At 60.7% G+C, this 16,286-nt stretch carries 11 protein-coding genes and 1 tRNA gene; 3 read left to right on the top strand and 9 right to left on the bottom strand.

Annotated elements, in window-relative coordinates:
• Positions 1 to 21 precede the first annotated feature (21 nt).
• The 4 genes from G5S37_RS18850 to G5S37_RS18835 all read right to left on the bottom strand — a co-directional run bounded on the left by G5S37_RS18850 (position 22) and on the right by G5S37_RS18835 (position 5,905).
• Entirely contained in the window at positions 22 to 1,401 is a 1,380-nt protein-coding gene (locus G5S37_RS18850; protein WP_165206001.1) for a DUF1501 domain-containing protein, read from the bottom strand.
• A 55-nt stretch (positions 1,402 to 1,456) separates the two neighbouring features.
• Positions 1,457 to 4,075, bottom strand: coding sequence for a PSD1 and planctomycete cytochrome C domain-containing protein (locus G5S37_RS18845; protein WP_240914674.1), 2,619 nt, complete (start codon positions 4,073 to 4,075; stop codon positions 1,457 to 1,459).
• A 318-nt stretch (positions 4,076 to 4,393) separates the two neighbouring features.
• A complete protein-coding gene (locus G5S37_RS18840; RefSeq protein ID WP_165205999.1) occupies positions 4,394 to 4,774 on the bottom strand; it encodes a hypothetical protein in 381 nt (126 codons plus the stop codon).
• A gap of 333 nt (positions 4,775 to 5,107) precedes the next feature.
• Complete coding sequence (locus tag G5S37_RS18835; protein ID WP_165205998.1) at positions 5,108 to 5,905, bottom strand: DUF1080 domain-containing protein; 798 nt, start codon at positions 5,903 to 5,905, stop codon at positions 5,108 to 5,110.
• Positions 5,906 to 6,007: 102 nt separating this feature from the next.
• Here G5S37_RS18835 and G5S37_RS18830 point away from each other — a divergent pair.
• Positions 6,008 to 6,084, top strand: a tRNA-Met gene (locus tag G5S37_RS18830).
• Positions 6,085 to 6,130: 46 nt separating this feature from the next.
• Positions 6,131 to 6,397 carry a GIY-YIG nuclease family protein gene (locus tag G5S37_RS18825; RefSeq protein WP_165205997.1) on the top strand — a complete coding sequence of 89 codons (267 nt, stop codon included), beginning with the start codon at positions 6,131 to 6,133 and terminating at the stop codon, positions 6,395 to 6,397.
• A gap of 147 nt (positions 6,398 to 6,544) precedes the next feature.
• Here G5S37_RS18825 and G5S37_RS18820 read toward each other — a convergent pair whose 3' ends face one another.
• Positions 6,545 to 12,373, bottom strand: a complete 5,829-nt coding sequence (locus G5S37_RS18820) for an autotransporter-associated beta strand repeat-containing protein (RefSeq protein WP_165205996.1) — start codon at positions 12,371 to 12,373, stop codon at positions 6,545 to 6,547.
• A 254-nt stretch (positions 12,374 to 12,627) separates the two neighbouring features.
• Between G5S37_RS18820 and G5S37_RS18815 the strand changes: the two genes are divergently transcribed.
• A complete protein-coding gene (locus G5S37_RS18815) occupies positions 12,628 to 14,061 on the top strand; it encodes a PQQ-binding-like beta-propeller repeat protein (protein ID WP_165205995.1) in 1,434 nt (477 codons plus the stop codon).
• Here the strand turns inward: G5S37_RS18815 and G5S37_RS18810 are convergent.
• The 4 genes from G5S37_RS18810 to G5S37_RS18795 form a co-directional block, all read right to left on the bottom strand.
• Complete coding sequence (locus G5S37_RS18810; protein ID WP_240914673.1) at positions 14,052 to 14,372, bottom strand: hypothetical protein; 321 nt, start codon at positions 14,370 to 14,372, stop codon at positions 14,052 to 14,054. The two genes, G5S37_RS18815 and G5S37_RS18810, sit on opposite strands and share 10 nt — an antisense overlap.
• Complete coding sequence (locus G5S37_RS18805; RefSeq protein WP_165205994.1) at positions 14,369 to 15,232, bottom strand: DUF899 domain-containing protein; 864 nt, start codon at positions 15,230 to 15,232, stop codon at positions 14,369 to 14,371. Before G5S37_RS18805 ends, G5S37_RS18810 begins: the two co-directional genes overlap by 4 nt.
• 168 nt (positions 15,233 to 15,400) lie before the next feature.
• The gene (locus G5S37_RS18800) at positions 15,401 to 15,898 is read right to left on the bottom strand and encodes an SRPBCC domain-containing protein (RefSeq protein WP_165205993.1); all 498 of its coding nucleotides are present in this window, start codon (positions 15,896 to 15,898) and stop codon (positions 15,401 to 15,403) included.
• Positions 15,876 to 16,253, bottom strand: coding sequence for a metalloregulator ArsR/SmtB family transcription factor (locus G5S37_RS18795; RefSeq protein ID WP_165205992.1), 378 nt, complete (start codon positions 16,251 to 16,253; stop codon positions 15,876 to 15,878). Before G5S37_RS18795 ends, G5S37_RS18800 begins: the two co-directional genes overlap by 23 nt.
• Between the last annotated feature and the right edge of the window lie 33 nt (positions 16,254 to 16,286).

The raw sequence follows: 16,286 nt of genomic DNA, 5'->3' as shown, positions 1-16,286 counted from the left end.
TTCCCTCCGATTTCGCTGTAGCTACGCAAAAATCTCCGTCGCCACATTCCCCGCCACATCCGTGAGCCGGAAGTCGCGACCGGCATAACGATAGCGCAGCCGCTCGTGATCCAGACCCATCAAGGCGAGCAGCGTGGCGTGCAGGTCATTCGTATGCATGCGGCCTTCCACGGCCTTGATGCCGTACTCGTCCGTGCCGCCGTGCACATAGCCTGCTTTCACACCGGCGCCGGCGAGGGCCATGGAGTAGCCGGTGATGTTGTGGTCGCGACCATCCTGCCCCTGTGCCGTGGGCTGGCGCCCGAACTCGGAACCAAAGAGCACCAGCGTCTCCTCCAGCAGACCACGCGTCTCCAGGTCCTGCAGTAGCGCTGCCACCGGCTGGTCGATGGTTCCGGTGCGGTCGATGAGGCCCTTGTGCAGGTTGTTGTGATGGTCCCAGCCTGACTGGCAGATTTCCACGAAGCGCACACCGGCCTCACTGAGTCGGCGCGCCATGAGGCACTGGCGGGCAAAGGCTCCCTGTGGACCATCCTTCACGCCGTAGGCTTCCTTCACGTGTGTCGGTTCTTTCGAAATGTCGAGCAGCTCAGGCACCTTGCTCTGCATGCGGAAGCCGAGCTCGAAAGATTCGATGATCGCATCCACCGGATCCGGTGCACCCGAGGTGGCGGCGAGGTCGCGGTTCATGGATTGAATCAAATCAAGCTGCTTTCTTTGAAGGGACCTCGCGGAGTACGCCTTCACATTTGGGAGCTGGCCCTGGTCATTGATGCGCGTGCCCTGGTACTCAGCCGGGAGGAAGGCGCTGCCATAGTTCACCGCGCCACCGAAGTTCGGCGGGGGATTGATGGTCACATAGCCGGGCAGGTCCTGATTGTCACTGCCGAGTCCGTACAGCAACCACGCTCCCATGCTGGGGCGGGTGAGTGCCGCATTCGCACTGCCGGTATGAAGCTGCACCACGGCCTGCGGATGCGCCGGAGTGTCAGTGTGCAGACCTCGCAGCCAGCAGAACTTGTCTGCGTGCGTGGCGATGTTTGGCAGGAGTTCAGAGAACCACGACCCGGTCTGGCCGTACTGCTTGAACTTGAACTTCGAGCTCGTGAGCGTGCCGCCGCCGGGACCGCCCTTGCCTCCGTCCTTCACCAGCTGCGGCTTGTACTCGAAGGTATCGAGCTGCGACATCGCGCCCTCCATGAAGACGAAGATGATGCGCTTCGCCCGGGGCGTGAAGTGCGGCTTCTTCGGAGCGAGCGGATGCTCCAGCTTCTTCTCCGCGCCGAAGGCCTGCTGCTGATGACCCAGCAGCCCGGCAAGGGCGAGATAACCAAAGCCCGCGCCTGCGGAACGCAGCAGCGTCTGGCGGGTAAGGGTGGGGGAATGGAAGGGGTGAGACATGGGGGCAGGAAGAAAGGAATGATGAAGAAAGGGAATGGCGGAATGCTGAAGTGACTCAGCGCAAAAAGCGGAACTCAGCGGAGGCGTAGATGGCCTGCACGAGGCTCATCCAGGCAGCGGCGCGTGGGGTGCGAGGCTGCACCACTTCCTCACGCACGGCTTGCTCGGTGCGGTCGACATCATCCGGATTCACCGGGATGGCGTCGGTCTTGGCATCTGAGGCACCGGCGGCGCGTGGCTCGCTGGTGAGCGCGGCCAGTACTACAGGAGGTGATGCATCCTCATAGGAATACTCATAAGAAGCGAGGAAGGCGCCCGCACGGGTGGCCTCCTGCTCCGTGGGTTGGCGGCCCAGCGTGAGCTGGTACACCTCCCGTAGGGCTTCCACATCTGAGCGACCGCTCTCCGCCACCACCTGCTCTGCAAGCACCAATGCCTGCTGCCGCACAAAGGTGGAGTTCAAGAGGTACAGCGCTTGCGTGGGCACGGTGGTGGCTTCACGCTGACCGGTCACCAGCGTCTGCTCCACCGGGTCGAAGGCTGCGAGCGCCGAGGGAGTAACGCCTCGCAGCAACGGCAGGTAAACACTGCGAGTGAGACTGCGGTCCGCGCCCTCATGGATGTTGCGGGCTTCCGCGCCATTGTCGCGCATCTCGACCATCTTGAGTTCCTTCGCCAGCGAACCCTCAGGCACCTTCGTCTCCAGGCGACCGGCGGTGGCGAGCATGGAGTCGCGCAGTTCCTCTGTGCTGAGGCGGCGCGGGGCATGACGCCACACCAGGCGGTTCGCGGGATCAATCTCACGATAACCTTCCGGTGCTTCCGAGCCGAGCTGGTAGGACTTGGACAGGACCACCTCACGCACGAGCTTCTTCACGGACCAGCCCTCACGCATGAAACGCGAAGCGAGGTAGTCCAGCAGCGCGGGATGCGAAGGCTGGTCACCATTCACACCGAAGTTGTCCACCGTGTTGACAATGCCTACACCATGCAGGTGCTGCCACACGCGGTTCACGATTACACGAGGTGTAAGAGGATTGTTCGGACTGGTGAGCCACTGCGCGAGTTCCAGTCGACCGCTCTGCGTGGGATTCACCTCGGGTGCGCCGGGCACGGTGAAGGTGCTCAGGAAGCCACGTGGCACCACGGGTCCGAGACGCTCGGCCTCACCACGGATGCGTACTTCTGTATCTGCCACCACCTTGCTGTCGCGCACCCCGTGCACCGCGTTACCGCGAGCCGCAGGATCCGTGAGCGCAAGCAGGTCAGCCTGCACCTTCTCATACTTCACACGATAGGCGCGCTGCGTGGGGCGTCCTTCCGCATTCACCTTGAGTCCCGCGGGCGTACCACGGATTTCATCCCAGGCTTTCTTGGCTTCGGCGACTTCGGCCTCCAGCTTCTCCACCTGCTCCTTTGGCGCGGATTCCATCTTCGTGGAGAGCGCGACGAGCATGGAAGGGTCGTAGTAATCCAGGCCGCCACCGCCCATTTTGTTCCGCACACCGGCGCAGTGGTCCGTGCTCGTGAAGATACCCGCGAGCGCATAGTAGTCCGTCACCGGGATGGGGTCGAACTTGTGATCGTGGCAGCGCGCGCAGCTCACCGTAAGCCCCAGCACGGAGCGTGTGACCGCGTCGATCTGTTCATCCACATTGTCCATGATGAAGCGCGTCTTGAAGCGCTGGTTCACATCCTTCACGCCGAGCGCGAGGAATCCCGTGGCGGTGAGCAGGCGATCGCGTTCCGCGGGTGAATCGGCGGGCAGCAGATCTCCGGCGACCTGTTCCTGGATGAAACGGTCAAAGGGCACATCGCGATTCACCGCATCCAGTACGTAGTCGCGATAGCGCCACGCATGCGGGTACGGCACATTCCGCGAGGGCCCGGTCGATTCTCCATACCGCGCGATGTCCAGCCAGTGGCGGCCCCAGCGTTCGCCGAAAGCAGAGGACGCTAGCAAACGATCCACCACACGAGCGAAAGCAACCTCTGTGCTGTCCTTGTCTTCAAGGAAGTTGGTGGTTTCCTTCGGCGTGGGTGGCAGACCGGTGAGGTCATACGTCACGCGGCGAATCAGCGTGGTGCGGTCTGCCTCTGCGACGGGGCGCAGTTTCTTTTCCTCCAGGGTGGAGAGAATGAAACGGTCGATGTTGCTGCGCGGCCACGAAGCATCTTTCACCTCGGGCACCTTCGGCTCATTCAGCGGCTGCCAGGCCCAGTGCGTGGCCTTGAGATCCTCCGCCTTCTTCGTGAGCTTGCCAAGATTGGCGGGCAGAGACTCATGCGGCCACACCGCACCATCGGTGATCCAGGTCTTGAGCACGTCCACCTCGGACTCGGTGAGCAGTTCACCTTCCTTGGGCATGCGCTTCTTGGGGTCCGTGTGAAGGATGCGATCCAGCAGCAGTCCCTTCTTGGGATCGCCGGCAATCACCGCAGGGCCGGCATTCCCGCCCATGAGCAGCCCGTTGCGATCGTCCACGCGCAATCCACCGGAGGGCTTCGTCTCCGCGGAGTGGCACGCATAGCAGTGGCTCACCAGAATGGGTCGCACCTTCTTCTCGAAGAATTCAAGCTTCGCCGCCTGCTGGGCCTCGGCATCGGGTGTCTGCGATGCAAACACACTGCTGCCACCGGCTCCGGAAAGGATGACGGCGAGCAATGAGAACACGACTCCTCGCGATGGCTGTCCGCGAAAACGCCCCTCAAACTGAGATGAAAACATGGCTGGAAATGGCCACGACAGGAGGGCTGCATGAGCCGCACATCCCGGCGTGAATACTGAACCGTGTGCCTTCTCTAGTCAGATGGGCTTCGGCGGTGATGGAATCAGTGTCCTTCCGTCGTCCGGATCGGCGAGCTGTCACCGATGCTTCCGGCGACATATCCCATCAATACGATGGGATATGAAATGGTCAACATTATTTCACCCGGAATTGCCCCTTTTAGAGAGGCGTTGGCATGATCAGGCATCCCCCGCCCGCGGATATCAGGGCTTCCATGGCTCAGGCACGATCTCGATCTGCTTCTTGTCGTCGACCAGGATCTCTGGCTTGCCCTTGAAGATGGTGATGTCTCCTGTCACGCGGATGTACTTGCCCTCCAGGGACATGATGTAGTCCTTCCCCAGCTTTTCCACGGAGGGTTTCGAGATGACGCCACTGAAGGTATGGTTTGGAAACGGCGCACCCATGTTGAGGAAGAGATTTCCCCTCGAGCTGCTGCCGACCTTCACGATCAATCCCTCCACCGTGCCGCGTTCGCCTTCATGCTTCATCGCTTCTTCCGGAGTGAGGGCATGGAGCGTGGAGGTGCCGACGCAGAACATGGCAAACAACGCAGTGAGCAGGGGAGTGGTGAAGGATTTCATGGTAGGAAGGATTCGATGGTGGAAAACCCTCGGAGTCATGCCCAGCTTGGGCGCACGGAATGAGATACGCAGAACGGCGGCGGATTCCTCACGAAAGAAAATCAGGGGTGTGCGATGAAGGAGGCAGGAGTGCCCCCGAACCTTGAGTTAAGTTCATGCAAAATCATAGCCCTATCCATCTTAGGCTCCCACCGGGCACCAGCCAAGCCGGATCGGGGGCACTCTTGCCTCCTTTTCTGGTCACCGCGCCACCTCACCAAAAAAAATCCCGCAGCGCTTTCGCACCGCGGGATTCGAACAATCAAAACTAAGAACTAAGAACCCGGCTCCAAATCAGGGGAGCGGGCGCACCCAGTAGTTCCGCACGCGCACCGGCGGATCATTCTTGTGGTCCTGCAAGCGGATGGGCGCCTTTTCGGGGAAGTCGCCATCATAGTTGGTGATGTTCTTGTGCTTGGTCGGGCCCATGATTTTGGTATGCACCTGCACGCACACGCCATTCACAAAGGTGGTGACGTACGCCGGCTCCACCACCTTGCCGTCCTTCAGCGTCGGCGCGGTGAAGATGATGTCATAGGTCTGCCATTCACCCGACTTGCGTACCGCGTTCGCCAGGGGAGGTGTCTGGCCGTAGATGGAACCCGTCATGCCGTCGGCATAGGTCGGGTTGTTGTCGTTGTCCATCATCTGGGACTCATAACGGTCCATGAAGAACACGCCTGCGTTGCCCTTCTTCTGGGAGTTGCCCTTGGTGTTCGGCGCGCTCATCCACTCGATGTGGAGCTGGCAGCTTCCAAACTGCTCCTTCGTCCAGCAGTCACCGCCGGCGATGAGGAGTTCGCCATTCTCCACCTTCCACGGGCAGGGCTTGCCTTCCTTGCTCACCAGTGCGTCCGTGCTGCCGCCATTGAAAATGATGACCGCATCCGCCGGGGCATCGTCATTCGTTTTGCCCGGCTTCACCACCGGAGGCGCCGGTCGCTTGATATCATGCACCCGCCACTCCGTGCCAGGGATGATGGGCGTGTCTTCGTAGCCGATGGGCGAGGGCTTGTCCTTCTCCTGGCCATGACAGGCCACGGCGGTGAAGGCAACGGTGAGCAGAAGGGCGGCAGGGAACTGGATCTTCATGGATGATGATAGACGAGGGGAGGCGTAAAACGCCGCATCATGCATAACTGTTGCAGATTCTTCTTGCAAGCCTCGGATGTTGAACGAGTATCACCGTCCAATCGCGGGGTGGAGCAGCCCGGTAGCTCGTCAGGCTCATAACCTGAAGGTCACAGGTTCAAATCCTGTCCCCGCAACCAATTTCAAAGCCCGTCACGTGAAAGCGCGACGGGCTTTTTCTTGAGCATGGACTACAAAGTCTACGTCGTTCAAAACGAAGAGGGGCGATTCTATATCGGTGTGTCTGAAGATGTCCTGAAGAGGCTCGAAGACCACAACAATGGGGTGTCGAAATGGACCAGGTACCGCGGCCCATGGAAGCTCATCTGGCAAAGCGAAGAACTTAGCCTGGGCGACGCCCGTAAGCTGGAGAACGAATTGAAACGTCAGAAAGGCGGAGCCGGGTTCTATGCTCGTACTGGCTTGCAGCGATGTAGCTCGCCAGGCTCATAATCCCGCGAAGCGGGATCACAGGTTCAAATCCTGTCCCCGCAACCAATTTAAACAGAGACCCTGCAACGCAAGTTGCAGGGTCTTTTGTTTAAAATGCTCTATCAGGTCTCCGTCATCCAAAACGAAAATGGCCGGTTGGCACTCCATTCAGCGCTGTCTCCTCCGTCTCAGGATCATCCCTGCAAACGCCCCCACGAGCAGCAACATCCGGCTCGGCTCAGGAACGGCTGCGACGGTGATACGGAGAGAGCCGCCGTTGGCTCCATCCACCAGGGTGCTGATGTCCCAGATGAAACCGGAGGCGGAAATGTCCGGGAGGTCGAAGTTCGTACCGGTGTCGCCGGAGCCATCGCGGAAGTTGAGGCCCGTGTTCCAGCCATTCAGCATCAGCAGACCGGTCCAGTCCATGAGTAGGAAGGTGTCTCCCAGCATGGCGGTATAGGTTGAAGGAAGCACGGTGATGTTGCTGTTGCTGCTGAGGGTGAGTCCGCCGGTGATGTGAATGAGGTCGGAGGTCGAAGGGCCGGAAATCTGCAGCTCTGCGACCACACTGGGCGTGGCGGGACTGGTGGTAAGTCCACCGGCCAGGTTCAGGGTCCCCACGCTGGCTCCGCCCGAGTCACCGGGGCGTATCACACCTTGTGTCACCGTCGTGAGGCCATTGACCGTGCCAGTGCCGGCTAGCACGGTGCCTGCGCCATTCACAGTCAGTGCGCTCGAGGCTGCGAGCGAACCCACGCCACCGAGGCCAATCTGCAGGGTGCCGGCGGAGAGGGTGGTGGGGCCGGTGTAGGTATTCACACCGGAGAGCGTGAGCTGTCCCGCACCGAGCTTCGTCAGACTCCCGCCCGTGCCGCTGATGGCGGCGCTGATGGTGATATCGGCAGTGGTGGCATTGATGGCAGCGCCGACGCCCACCGTGGAAGCCGCGTCGAAGATCACCGTCTCCGTGCCGCTGGTGACATTGGAACCGCGCTGTATTAACAGGGTATTGCTTCCCAGGTTGAGGCTGTCCATGGTGTGCGTGTTGCCAGCGCCTGCGGTGCTTCGGTCAGCAATCAAGGTGGCGGTGCCGCCGGTACCGGTGAGCGTCAGGTCGGTGCGGAAGTCGCTGCCCGTATCGATGCCGAGACGAAGGGTCGTGCCGTCTGCTGCCGTGATGAGCTGGGTGGCTGGAGTGTTGTCCCCCAGGGCATTCGCATTGCGAAGATCCAGCGTGCCCTGGACGATGGCGATGGTGGGCCCTTCCCAGAAGTTGTTCGCGCCAGAGATGACCCAGGTGCCTGCACCGATTTTGGTGAGCACGCTGGAGGCATCTGCGACGGTGCCATTGCTGCCACTCATGGTCATCACCACGTCAGAACCCACATCGATCGTCGCCGCGTTTCCGTTGGTGTTGAAGGCGCCAGTGAACGTGATGCCTGCAGTGCCACTGGTGACATTCGAGCCCTTGCGGAAGGTGAGCGTGGTGTTGTTGGCATTGAGGTCCAGGCCTGCGAGCGAGTGCGTGACGCCAGCGCCTGCGGCGAGGCGGTCACTGGTGAAGGTGGCACTGCCGAGGATCGAGACGGCGCGCCCGAAGGTCAGGTTCGAGTTGTTGGCCAGTTGCAGTTCACCGCCCACAATTGTCACGGTACCACTGTTGCTCAAGGCGCCGGCATTGGTGGTTGCCCTGATGATGCCCTCTTCCAGACGAGTGCCGCCGGTGTACGTATTTGCCCCCGTGAGGACCAGCATCCCGGCGCCGCTCTTCACGATGTTCACCACATCGGTGTTGGAGGCACCGTTGTTGGTGATGATGGCATTGATGGTCAGCGCGTTCGCGGTGCTTTCATTGATGAAATGCAACCCTGCAGGAGTGGTGTTTGCGGTGCCACCGGTTGTCAGCCGCCCGTCACCCGAGGCCGTCCCGACGGTGAGTCCACCTGAAGCAGCAGTCTGCAGAATGGCACCACCAGTCTCACCACCAATCATCAGCACGTCCGTGGTGCCGGGGTCGATGGTGGCAGGTCCGTCGCTGGCATCCATTTGCAGCGTGTTGATCTCCGTATTGATGGACGCGAGCGTGATGGGACCCGAGGTGCCGCCGTTGATGATGCGAACGTTCAGCGTGCCGTTGTCCGGCACGACACTGGCTGGGCCCAGGCGTGTGATGTCGGTGTACCCGTTATAGGCACGGATGAGTCCGCCTCCCGTCACGCCATCGCTCACGCCGGAGTTCATGGCGAAGTCAGTCTCGCCAGCGACGGTGATGGTGGCCCAGGATCCCAGGATGCCGTTCACGTTCGCATTGGCGGTGGAGGCAATGTCCTCTCCCATGAAGTTTACCACCGCTCCAGCTCCGGGATTGACCGTATTCAGAGCCAGTACCGAAGTGCCGCTCGAACGACTGATGTCTGACCTTGTCCCGGCAGTGAGGGTGGTGGATGCGACGACTTCCGTGTGAGAGCCACCGGACAGGACCACGGTGCCACCGCCCAGGGTGAGTGCCGCGCCGTTGGCCAGCTTGGAGGTATTCGTGCCGCCCGCTCCAGTGTCGTAATTCAGCGTGAGGGTACCGTTGGTGACCGCCGTGGCTCCGGTGGTGGTATTCGTACCCGAGAGCGTGGTATTGCCAGCGGAGGAAAGAGTCGCTGTACCTGCGAGCACACCTGCCGAAGTTTGATTAAATGTTCCACTCGTTCCCACGGTGATGGCCGTGGCGCTGACCGAACCGGTGAGGGTGGCGGTGCCTCCCGTGACGTTCGTAACTCCCGTATGCGTGTTGGCCCCTCCGAGGGTGCTGGTTCCGGCTGAGGTAAGGCTGGTGGTGCCGGACAGGACACCGGCAGCGCTTTCCGTAAAAGTACCCGCAGCTGCAACGGTGATGGCAGAGGCGGTGATGGAACCCGTAAGAGTGAGGGTGCCATTGTTCACGGCCGTGGTTCCGGTATAAGTATTCGCGGCGCTCATGGTCAGAGTGCCGGTGCCATCCTTGATGAGCGAGAGCACGCCTGGTGTGGTTCCGGTGCCATTGCGCACCACACCTGCGAGTACCACGGTCCCATCGCCACCGATGGTGGCGGAGCGGTTGGAACCGGAACTCGGATCACCGCGGAATTCACCGGTAATGGTGAGTTGCGTGCCGACATCCGCCATGATGCGGCTCGTGCCATCATCGGTGGTCACGATGCCGGTGATGGTGTTGTTCCCCGCGATGTTGTGAATGGCTCCGGAAGCGTTGATGCCGGTGGCGTTCACCATGTTGATATGCTCGTCGGTGGTGATCCCACCGGAGATTTCCAACGATGCATTGTCCGTCACGCTGGTGGCGCCAGTGGCCCCGGTGCCGAGCGCTCCCCCATGCGTGATGCGTACTACGCCGTCATTGATAGTGAAAGTTCCTGTGCCGGTCAAGGTGTTGGCAACGGTAAGAAAGAGTGTGCCGGTGCCGTTTTTTACGATGCCAGGGTTGGAGGAGCCTCCATGGGTGATGTTGTCATTCACCACAATGTCTCCCGCGCCCGCGAAGGTGAGACTGTTGTTGCCAGCGGTGATGGAGTTTCCACTCGCCACGTCCAGCGTCAGGGTGTCCGCATCGGCACCGATGGTGGAGCCTCCAGAAAAGGTGATCGTCGCGGCGTAAGTGTTGTTCCCACTGACACTCCGGAGCGCTCCCCCTGCACCGACACCGCCACCGGTAAGATTCAGCACTTCCGTCATCACCAGTCCACCGGAGATCTCCAAAGTCGCACCGCCCAGCACTGTAGTGCCGGTAGCGCCGGTTCCGAGGGCCCCGGCGTTTCGCACATCGAGGGTCCCCGCCGTCACCGTCGTAGCTCCGGTATAGGTGTTGGCGGTGGTGAGGATGACTTCTCCCGCCCCAGACTTGGTGACCGATACGGCACCGCTGCCTGCATTGTTGGCGATGACGGAGTTCACCGTGACCTGACCGGAGACATCCACTACATGGAACATCAAATCGGCAGCGCCAGTGGTTCCCGCAGTGATGCTGCCTGTGCCCACCGTCGCTCCCAAGGTGGCCTGACCTGCACCAGCATCGGAAAGGAAGGTGCCTGAGCTGGCGAATTGCAGCGTCTCGCCACTCGCAATCTCAAACGTTCGAGCGGCGCTGTCCGTATAATAGACGGAGTGCAGTGGCGTATTGCCTGCACCCTGAAGCACTTGTCCGGTGGAAGTATTGTCCACCTGCATGATGCCCGTGGCGCTGTAGTTGGCCACGTTGGCAATGTCCACACCGGTCTGGTAGATGAAGTCGGCCGTCGCAGCCACGACCGTATTGCTGACCACGCGGGCGAGTTTGGTGGAGCCGCCGGAGGTGTAGGTCGCCCAGTTGCCCAGCAGTCCATTGCCATTGGTTGCCGTGATCGTTCCTGATGCTGGCGCCAGGATGTTTAACGTGGCACTGCCGCTGCGGGTGATGTTCCCGAGGGCGACATTGAGCGTGCCACCCGTGCCGGAAGTGAGCTCGAGAATGTTGGTGCCGGACTGAATCGTGGTAGCCGTGAAGGCCTGACTGTTGACGGTCGATGCGGCTCCCGTCATTCGCACGGTTCCCAAGCTGGTCGTCGTGGTGTTTGAATTGAACAACAAGGTGCTGCCCGCAGCGAGGATGTTTGACGCAGGAGCTCCTCCCGCAGAGAAATCCAGTATGACGATGCCTCGCAGGATGGTCGTGGAGCCGGTGTAGGTATTGGCCCCCGTGAGCGTCAGCGTGCCCGTGCCATTTTTTGCCACCGTGACCGTGCCCAGGCCGTTCTGGATGACGCCGGAGAAGGTGGTGGTCTCGTTGTTGTTGTTGACCGTCAATGTGGCTGCACCGGCAACCCCTTTGGTGACCGTGCCAGCGCCGGAAAGGCCGCCGATGGTATCGCTCACGCGATAGTCGTAGGTACCGCCTGCATTCACCGTGATGTCGGCGGAGTCCCCGGTCGCGGCAGTGATTGTGCGGAGGGTGCCGCCGCTGTTGATGACGGTGTTGAAATCCGTGCTGCCGCTGTGGTTGAGCTCGACTACACCGCCATTGATGGTGAGTTGGCCGGTGTTGTTCGGATCCGCCGTGATGCGCAGGATGCCGCTGTCGTTCTTCGTGATTGCACCGGCACTGCTGGTCGTAGTTCCCGTGGAACCTGTGATGGTGGTATCACCCAGGCCGCCGATGGTGAGACTGTTGGTACCCATGGTCACGGCGCCCAGGGTGGTGAGCGCGCCTGCATTGGTGTTGATCACGGCGTTGCCGCTGAGCGTGACTGCGCCAAAGGTGACTCCCGCCGTGCCGCTGTTCACGTTGCTTCCAGCGCCGACGGTCAGGGTTTGTGCACCGATGGAAAGCGTGCCCAGCGTGTGCGTCACACCTGCGCCCGCAGTGAGGCGGTCGGAGGTGATCTGTGTATTGCCGGTGACCGTGGTGTTGCGGTTGAAGCCCAGAGCCGTGTCATTGGCGAGTTGCAATTCACCGCCGCCGAGGGAAAGAGCGCCAGTGCCGAGTGCTGCGGCATTGGTCGTGGCGCGCAGCACACCGGCGTTCAAGGTAAGCGTGCCGGCAAAGGTGTTCGCACCGGTGAGTACCAGCGTGCCGTCCCCAGTTTTGGCAAGACTTGTCCCAGCGCCAGCCACGATGGAATTGATGGTGGCCGTGAACGTCGGGTCTACCGAGATGGAAGTCGCAGCTCCAAGCGTGAGGTCACCACCCGTGAGGGTGTAGCTTTCCAGGAAGCTGAGTGAGAAGGCCTGCTCACCGGCACTGAGAGTGATGGTGGAACCGGTTGGTGGCACCGGTGAGCCAAAGGACACCGCGGTGGCCAGAGTGGGTTCGCCATCCGGATTCCAGTTGGTGGGTGTGCTCCAGTTGGCATTGGTCTGACCGTCCCATGTCGCCTGGGCAAAGGCGCGGGGAGCGGGGCAAAGACTGGCTGCGAAGGCTGCGCCTGCGAGCAGCAATGGAAGCAGGGAGCGAGAAGGGCGTGCGGTCGCCATGATTTTGGAAACCGCGATCATAACTAAATTGTGTGCAGGAGGAAGGTTTTTTCTAAGGTGCAATCATGGGCAGTGAAAGGATGCATGGATAGCTGATAGCAAAGTGCACGGGTGGCGTTGCCGTTAAGTCTCTGAGCGATGGAGTTACGTAGAACACGTGCTTCCAGGAGCAGCCAGAAAATCCATGCGTTGCCGATTCGATTGTCATGCCCTTGAAATGACCGCGGGCGGTGATGCGTTCATGGCTCGCACCCATGAAGTACCTGAGACTTGCGCTGCACCTTTTCGCGCCTACCGTCCTCTGCACTGCCGCTCTGGCGGAATCTGCATCCAACTGGCCGCAGTTTCGCGGTCCGGGTGGGCTGGGGATTGGCACGGGGAAGCCACCCATCGAACTGTCTCCGGAAACAGGCGTGCTGTGGAAGGTCGACGTACCGCATGGGCATTCCTCTCCCTGCATCTGGGGCGACAAGATCGCACTCACGGGACTGGATGGGGGAAAGCTGGTCACCTTCTGCCTGAGCAAGACGGATGGACGTGAACTCTGGCGCGTGGCGGCGCCGGCGGAGAAAATCGAAGGCGCGCATCGCATTGGCAGTCCTGCGGCGCCGACGTGTTGCACGGACGGTGAGCGGGTGTTTGCCTACTTCGGCTCTTACGGCGTGCTGGCTTATGATTGGAATGGAGAGGCACTGTGGAAAACGCGGCTGCCACTGCCGGTGGTGGAGTTTGGTACGAGCAGCTCGCCCGTGGTGGCGGATGGCAAAGTGATCATCGTGGCGGATCAGGACGTCGGCAGCTACATGATTGCCCTGGATGCAAAGACGGGAGAGGAAGTATGGCGGGTGGATCGCGGCGAATTCCGCCGTGGCTTTTCCACGCCTTTCGTGTGGAGTCACGATGGCATGCAGGAGCTCGTGGTATGTGGTTCGCTTTGGGTGAGGAGTTATGATCTGAAGGATGGCAAGCAGCGCTGGACCAGCCGTGGCATGGCTCGTGTGTCGAATGCCAGCCCCATCGCGGCAGATGGCATGCTCTTGGTCTCCAGCTGGAACGTGGGCGGTGATGAAGACGATCGAGTACTGATGGATCCGTACGCGGACTTCGCCGCTGCCAATGATGCCGACAAGGACGGTCTGCTCACGCGGGATGAGTTTCCCACAGGGAAGATCAAAGACCGCTACTCGCAGATCGATGCGGACAAGGATGGCCGCGTGTCGAAGGCCGAGTATGAATCCATGCGCGGCATGTTCGCCGCTTCGATAAATCAGATCTTTGCCATCAAGCCTGGCGGCAGCGGCGACTGTACGGAGACACATGTGGTCTGGCAGCAGAATAAGCACCTGCCCTATGTCTCTTCTCCCGTCGCGGCGAATGGACGTGTCTTCACGATGAAGAGCGGGGGACTCGCCTCCGCGTATGATGCCAAAAGCGGCAGTCCCATTTACCAGGCGGAACGTGTGGATGCCTCCGGCGACTACTATGCCTCCGCCGTGGCGGCTGATGGTCGCATCTATGTCATCTCCCAGCGCGGCACTGTGGTCGTGCTTGATGCCACCAGCGACAATCTCAAGGTGCTCTCACGCACGGATCTGAAGGCCCCGGTCTTTGCCACTCCTGCCATCGTGGATGGCGTGATTTACATTCGCACGGACAAACATCTGTATGCGTTCCGCGCTCAGGATTGAGGTCGGACGCGTTGCCTCATGAAGCTGCGAAGCCGCATGGTGGCAACAAACGCCAGCGACGCGACGCACATCACGACCAGAGTGGCACGCAGATAGGTCGCGGTTGGCATGGAGATGCCGATGCCCGTGGCCAGCGCGATGTAAGCGGCCACGCATGCAGGACACTTGGGCAGGAGAGCCAGTGTCACGCCCGGGAGGAGCCAGCCGGCGAGTTCACCACCACGCCGTACCCGCGACGCGGGCCGGCGCACAGGGGCACCGGCTCGCGTGTTGGTGCTGGCCTTGGTCTGGCAGCAGGGGTGTGTGTTCACGTGTGTGCCGTGGTTGAGCTGCAACCGCAGGACGTGGTGGATTTCGGCTGGGTGCCCGCTTCGATATCCACATCCGGCCAGTAAGGCTTGTCCGGGTCGGCGAAGGCGGCCTGCTTGGTGTCATAGCGGTCGTGGTAGCGTACCCATGCCATGCCAAAGGGCAGGTCATCTTCATCACGGCCCTTCGGTGCCATGTCCAGAATGCGATAGGTGCCGAGGAGTTGATCCAGGCCGCGCCCATAGGTGGAGTAGGTGTGGAAGACGTCTCCGCTGGCATCCTTGTAGAACATGCTGAGTCCCGGAGCTTCCTCGCTGGGGAATTCCATCAGCTCATAGTTGTATTCCACCTTGCCACCACCCGTCTGCTCCTTGGGGAAGGAGACGTGGAAGTCCATGTTGAAATCGGAAGCGTGGGAGGACACCCAGTTGAAGTGCCAGCCCATGCGCTTCTTGAAGGCTTCAATCTTGAACAGTGGCGCACGGGAGATGGCCACCAGCGTGACATCCCGCGCTGTGAGATGCGGAAGCGTGGCATTGGTGTGGTCAGACACATACGAGCAACTCGGGCAGCCCTCCTGCCAGTCCGGCCCGAACATGAAGTGGTAGATGGCGAGCTGGCTGCGTCCCTCGAAGAGATCCGCGAGTTTCACTTTCCCGCCGGGTCCATCGAAGACGTAGTCCTTCTCGATTTTCACCCAGGGAAGACTGCGTCGTTCGGCGCTCAATTGATCGAGCAGGCGGGTGGCCTCCTTCTCCTTTTTCAGCAGTTCCTTGCGGGCCGCGATCCATTTCTCCCGGGATACGACCTTGTGCTCCTGCTTCGATTTCTGAGGTGCGTCTAGTATTGCATTGGTACTCATTCGCGTGGTTACCTTTCGTTGTTGTTGGGCAGATCGGTCCCGTTCCAGCAGGACCGATCGGCGCTGGTTTTTGCTTCTGTCTTCAGCGGCATGACGAACCGGCAGCTGTCGCCAGGACATGCTCTGCTGAAAAAAATTCTGAGCTGAAGAGGCGCTGTGGCCCCGGTGTTATTTCTTCTCCAGGAATCTCGCGAGTCCGTCGATGATTCTGCCCCATCCACGGGCGTGGTTGTCGCGGCTCTCCACGGTGGCGAATCTGGTGTGTGTGAAGATCATCTCCGTGCGGTCACCCCGCTTGATGAACTCCACGGTGATGAGGGTTTCTTTTCCCTCGGTCTCGCCGAATTCCTCGCCGCTGCCGTCCTTCTCCCAGTCCCAAGTATAGACCAGCTTTTCGGGAGGTTTCACCTCCTGAAACACGCCCGCTGCCGTGAAGTACTCGCCATCCGGATTCTGCATCTGGATGCGAAACTTCCCACCCACGCGCACATCCATGATGGCGAAGGGGATTTTCATGCCCGGCTCGGGCTGCATCCAGAGCTTCGTGTGTTCTGCCGAAGTCCAGACCTCGTACGCCAGCTCCTGCGGTGCATTCAGCACACGCCTGAGTACCAGCGTCGCATTGTCGGGCGTTTGCAGTTCGTTAGTTGTGGCTGTGGGCATCATCGTCATCGGGTTTGGTCTCCTTTTGAGGTTGTAGTTTCTCCAGATACTTCTCGAAGCCGTCGAGGTTCGCCGTCCAGAACTGGCGGTAGCGGTCCAGCCATGCCTGGGCTTCTTCCATCGGCTTTGCATCTAGGGCCAGGGAGTGCACCCGGCCATCTTTTCGGCGTTTTACCAGGCCGGCCTTTTCCAGCACGATGACGTGCTTCGATACGGCCGCGAGGGACATGGCATGCGGACGCGCCAAATCGGTGACGCAGATCTCGCCTTCCGAAAGCTGGGCGAGAATCCGCCGCCGCGTCGGGTCTGCCAGCGCACCGAAGGTCTTGTCCAGCAGGTCTGACTCATATTCGACCATATTGTTCTTTGCTTCGCGACACCCGGGCCGCGT

The sequence above is a fragment of the Roseimicrobium sp. ORNL1 genome (assembly GCF_011044495.1).
Taxonomy (GTDB): domain Bacteria; phylum Verrucomicrobiota; class Verrucomicrobiia; order Verrucomicrobiales; family Verrucomicrobiaceae; genus Roseimicrobium.
Note: the sequence above shows the minus strand (reverse complement) of the source record. Positions and strands in the feature narration are given on the sequence as shown.